Raw genomic sequence first — 4,246 nt, forward strand, 5'->3', positions numbered from 1 at the left:
AAAGAGCAGCATTTATATAGCTTGTAGGAAGATAAGTAACTGCAGGAGAAATCACTTCTCCTGCAGTGAATGCTTAAAACTTAATAGTAAGATTGGCTGTCACCCTGGTTGGATTTTGTGCTGCCAGGCGGTTCGACCAATACTTTTCATTGGTAATATTATCCACCTTCAACCCGATACGGTATGCGGGCCTGTCGTAGAACAGGGAGCCATCCAGTACAGTATAGGAAGGTATGGTGAATGCAAAGGTATTAGTGTTGGTTTGAAACGACTGGCTGCCGTAGTTTCCACCAAAGGCAAACCCGAGGCCTTTGGCTTCGCCACGCACAAGACGATAGCTCACCCAAAGATTAGCGGTGGTGGCTGGCCCCGCTGCCGATGGCCGTAATCCCTGGAACTTGGCATCGGCCTTATCCATTTTACTTTCATTATAGGCATAACCTGCAATGATATTTAACCCTGGAACCGGGTTGGCAATTACTTCTGCTTCAAAACCCCTGCTGAGCTGGGTCCCGTTCTGAAGTGAGAACCCGCTGTGGGCAGGATCATCATATACAGAATTGGTAACAGAAATATCATAATAACTCAGGGTAGCATTTAATTTTTCATTAAACAGATCTGCTTTAATCCCTCCTTCTACCTGGTTGGCCTGTTGCGGCTTAAAAGTATTACCGTCAAAGTCAGTACCCGATTGGTTCTGGAATCCATTCATATAATTGGCAAAGAGCGACATCCTGTCTTTAATCACCTGGTATACGATCCCGAATTTGGGCGATAAAGCAGTTTGGGTATAATTACCAACAGTAAGATCCTTAGCAGGGTAATAGGCACCAAGATTATGGTAATTATCCAGTCTTAAGCTGGCCATTACCAGTAACTGTTCCGTGATATTGATCACATCTGAAAAATAGGCGCTGTAAGTATTTTCACGGTTGCTGTCGAAGGCCAGGAATTTCAGTTTGGCAAACATGGGTGTTACATTGTCCTTATTGAAATTATAATAGGCATCTCCCGGGTTCCTGTAATTCAGGGCTGGCATATTTACGATAGTATCATTCCGGGAAGCGCGCAGGCTGTAAAAGTCCACTCCTACCACCAGCCGGTTGCGCATGTTACCTATATGGAAATCGCCGATAAAGTTTTGCTGGATATCTGTACCGTAATAAGGATAGGTTTGGGAGGTAACGGCTTGCCGCAGTGTGCTGTCGCTCAACATATTCAACTGGGTAGTGAAACCGTCGGAAGTAGACCGGGTACGGGAAAACACGGTTTGTGATGTCCATTTGTCCGACAACTTATATTTTATCTGGCCAAAAACGTTCATCTGCTGGCTGGTGTAAAACATGGAGTTATTGGCAAAAGAAAGTTTATAGGGCATTCCCAGTTCCTCAACACTGTGTGCCTTTCCTTTGGTGTAAGGGCTCAACCTTGTAGGAGAAGTAGCTTTATAGCCGCTCATTTCCACATCCAGTAAAATAGTGAGCCGGTCGTTTACCTTGTAGGAGAAGCTGGGCGCCAGTAAGTAGTTTTTACTGAAGCCGGCATCCTGGAAGCTGCGTTCACTGTGAATAGCGCCATTGAACCGGAACAACGCTGTTTTTTGTTCATTCACCGGTGTATTAATATCAAGTGTGAGCCGGTTCAGGTCCCAGCTCCCACCGGAGTAGGATGCTTCCCCTTTGAAGCTGTCGAACGGCTTTTTGGTGACCCGGTTAAACAAGCCGCCGAAAGAAGAGAGGGTGCTGCCAAAAAGTGTGGCAGAGGGTCCTTTGATCACTTCTATGCGTTCAAGGTTGGCGGGGTCCACATTGGAGTACACGAAACTACCTACGCCATTACGTACAAGATTAGCGGTAGTGAAGCCCCGGGAAGTGGCGGAACTTCTTCCCTGGTTGTATACAATGGGAATACCTGCTCCGGGGATATTTTTAAACGCACTGTTATAATCCGTTACCAGCTGTTCTTTCATCAGTTCCTTCCCTACTACGCTGTACACCTGTGGGTTTTCCAGGTTCTTTAGCGGCAGTTTGGATACGTCCTCGCTTTCTTTTTTGGCAAAACGGTTTCCGCCGGTGGCTACTACCACTTCTTCGAGGTTTTGGGAAGATGTTTTCAGTTCTATCCGGAGGAGCACACTTTTGCCGTTTACCACGGCAACGTTTCGCCTGATGGTTTCAAACCCCACCATGGATACTTCCAGCTCATAGTTACCATCGGGGATATTTTTAAAGAGAAATTCGCCGCTTTGATTGGTGATCATTCCTTTTGCAATGCCTTTCAGGATAACGGTTACGTTTGTGGCGGGGTGTCCATCTGATGTGGTAATAACGCCCTGAATGGTGTTATTGGCTCCTTCGTCCGGCGTCCCGGCATATATCATTGTAAAAGGGAGCAGGAAAAAAGTAAGAAAAAGGTATGCCCTTGTCATGTTGGTCTTATCATTTACGCCGCAAAGTTGCAGTCAGAAAAGACCAAATTGTGTACTGTATCGGGAAAACGATTTACGAGATCGGGAAATAATTATTTATCCACAGAGGCAACTCTTTTGCAGGCCGGCACTATTTCCGCTGCCAGCGGGAGGTTCCAGCGCATATAAGTAACATTTTGTACCGGGCACATTCCTGGTAAAGATTGGCCAACAGCAGTCTGCGGAAGTTCCTACACATATAAGTAGCCTTTTGTTAGGCGCGTTCCTGGGAAACATAGGCCATCAGCTATCTGCGGAAGTTCCTACACACATAAATAGCCTTCTGTTAGGCGCATTCCTGGGAAACATAGGCCATCAGCTATCTGCGGAGGATCCTACACATATAAGGAACCTTATAAAGCACATTCCTGGAAGCATAGGCCACCAGCAGTTTCCCCGCAAAAGGATGCTTCCTGGTGAACTTCCAAAAAAGTCCACCAGGATGACCATAAAGGCAAATCCACCCCGTTACCCATTGAAGGGATTTGGGTAACAGGCATCTATTTGATTAAAGTAAGGATTACAGGTGGGCAGGCGCAAAGTAACCGCGTAAAATCTTTACGGCAGTACCAATCTGGTTTTTCACTGTTTGAATACTGGTATTCATTTCCTCTGCTATTTCTTTATGGCTCTTCTGATCGTAATGTCTTAAACGGAAGGCGGTAGAGGATTTAGGCGGCACTTTCTTTTTCAGCGCAATGTTCACCTGGCAGTAGATCTCTTTACTTTCCAGCGGATCATTTGGTAAAAAAGCCTCGTCGGGAATTACACAGGAAAATTTCCTTTCCCGGGTAATTTTGTTGAGACAGCGGTTACGCACACTGGCGTAAAGATAACTTTTCATAATACTGGTACTGTCGCGGTTCTGGTAGTTAGCATCAATTTTCAGGAATAACTTCTTCTGCCAGAAATCCAGAAAAAATTCCTGGAGAACATCCTGTGCTTTGTCTTTGTCTTTCAGCATATCTGCTGCCAGCATCATCAGGATGCGGTTGTACTTTTTGTACACTGTTGTAAAAGCGTCAACGCTACCATTTTTGAGCAGCTCCAGCAGGACGGCATCTTGGTTGTTTTGTTGCATTCTCATTCCTTTTTGAGAAACTGGTTTAGGAAAAATTATTGACGGTCCGGTGTTAGAAAATCAAATTTTCCATGGTTTAACACGGTGGTTGAAAGTGGTTTATTTTGGATTCCCTTTCCCGAAATCCGGATTAAAAGTAACGCTATAAAACATCGGGAGTGGTTAACCCATTGTTAAGCACGAATGTTTTAGAAGTGCGAATATTCAATGCCATGGCGGGTTACAGACAATGTACATATTACAAAAAATCATAAAAATGGAACCAAATGGTTACCTGTAAAAAAGGAACACCGAAACCCTGGGAAGGATTAACCAGTTGCCAGTTGCACCCGGGCCTGTGGCCGTAATTACAAAGAAAGAGGAGAAACAGATGTCCTCGCCATGCCGACCCTATAGCAGTAACCACAAAGAAAAAGATAGAAGCAAAGAGAAACAGATGCTGCACCCGGGCCTGTGGCCGTAATTACAAAGAAAGAGGAAAAACAGATGCCCCCGCTATGCCGACCCTGTGGCAGTAACAACAAAGAAAGAAATAGAAGCAACAAGAGAAACAGATTATACCAGCGGCTGCAGAAAATCGCCATCTACAATCAGGAGTTTTACACCGCCTTTTGAAACAGAACGATGAACACTCAGGTTATCTGACACAACATAACTCATCCCTTCAGATAATTCAAAATTTTCACCGTTCTGTAATT

The 4,246-nt window shown here is 45.0% G+C and carries 2 protein-coding genes; both read right to left on the reverse strand.

The annotated features are described in order from the left end of the window. Window positions 1–73: 73 nt before the first annotated feature. The gene (locus tag VN105_RS24480) at window positions 74–2,428 is read right to left on the reverse strand and encodes a TonB-dependent receptor (protein ID WP_325645181.1); all 2,355 of its coding nucleotides are present in this window, start codon (window positions 2,426–2,428) and stop codon (window positions 74–76) included. 559 nt (window positions 2,429–2,987) lie between these two features. Beyond that, window positions 2,988–3,548, reverse strand: coding sequence for an RNA polymerase sigma factor (locus VN105_RS24485; protein ID WP_325645183.1), 561 nt, complete (start codon window positions 3,546–3,548; stop codon window positions 2,988–2,990). Window positions 3,549–4,246: the final 698 nt, after the last annotated feature.

It is taken from the genome of Chitinophaga sp., from assembly GCF_035564935.1.
GTDB lineage: Bacteria > Bacteroidota > Bacteroidia > Chitinophagales > Chitinophagaceae > Chitinophaga.

Excerpts from the sequence above, each read along its gene's own strand:
- VN105_RS24480 (WP_325645181.1), bottom strand. The coding sequence starts at position 2,428 with ATGACAAGGGCATACCTTTTTCTTACTTTTTTCCTGCTCCCTTTTACA.
- VN105_RS24485 (WP_325645183.1), bottom strand. The coding sequence starts at position 3,548 with ATGCAACAAAACAACCAAGATGCCGTCCTGCTGGAGCTGCTCAAAAAT.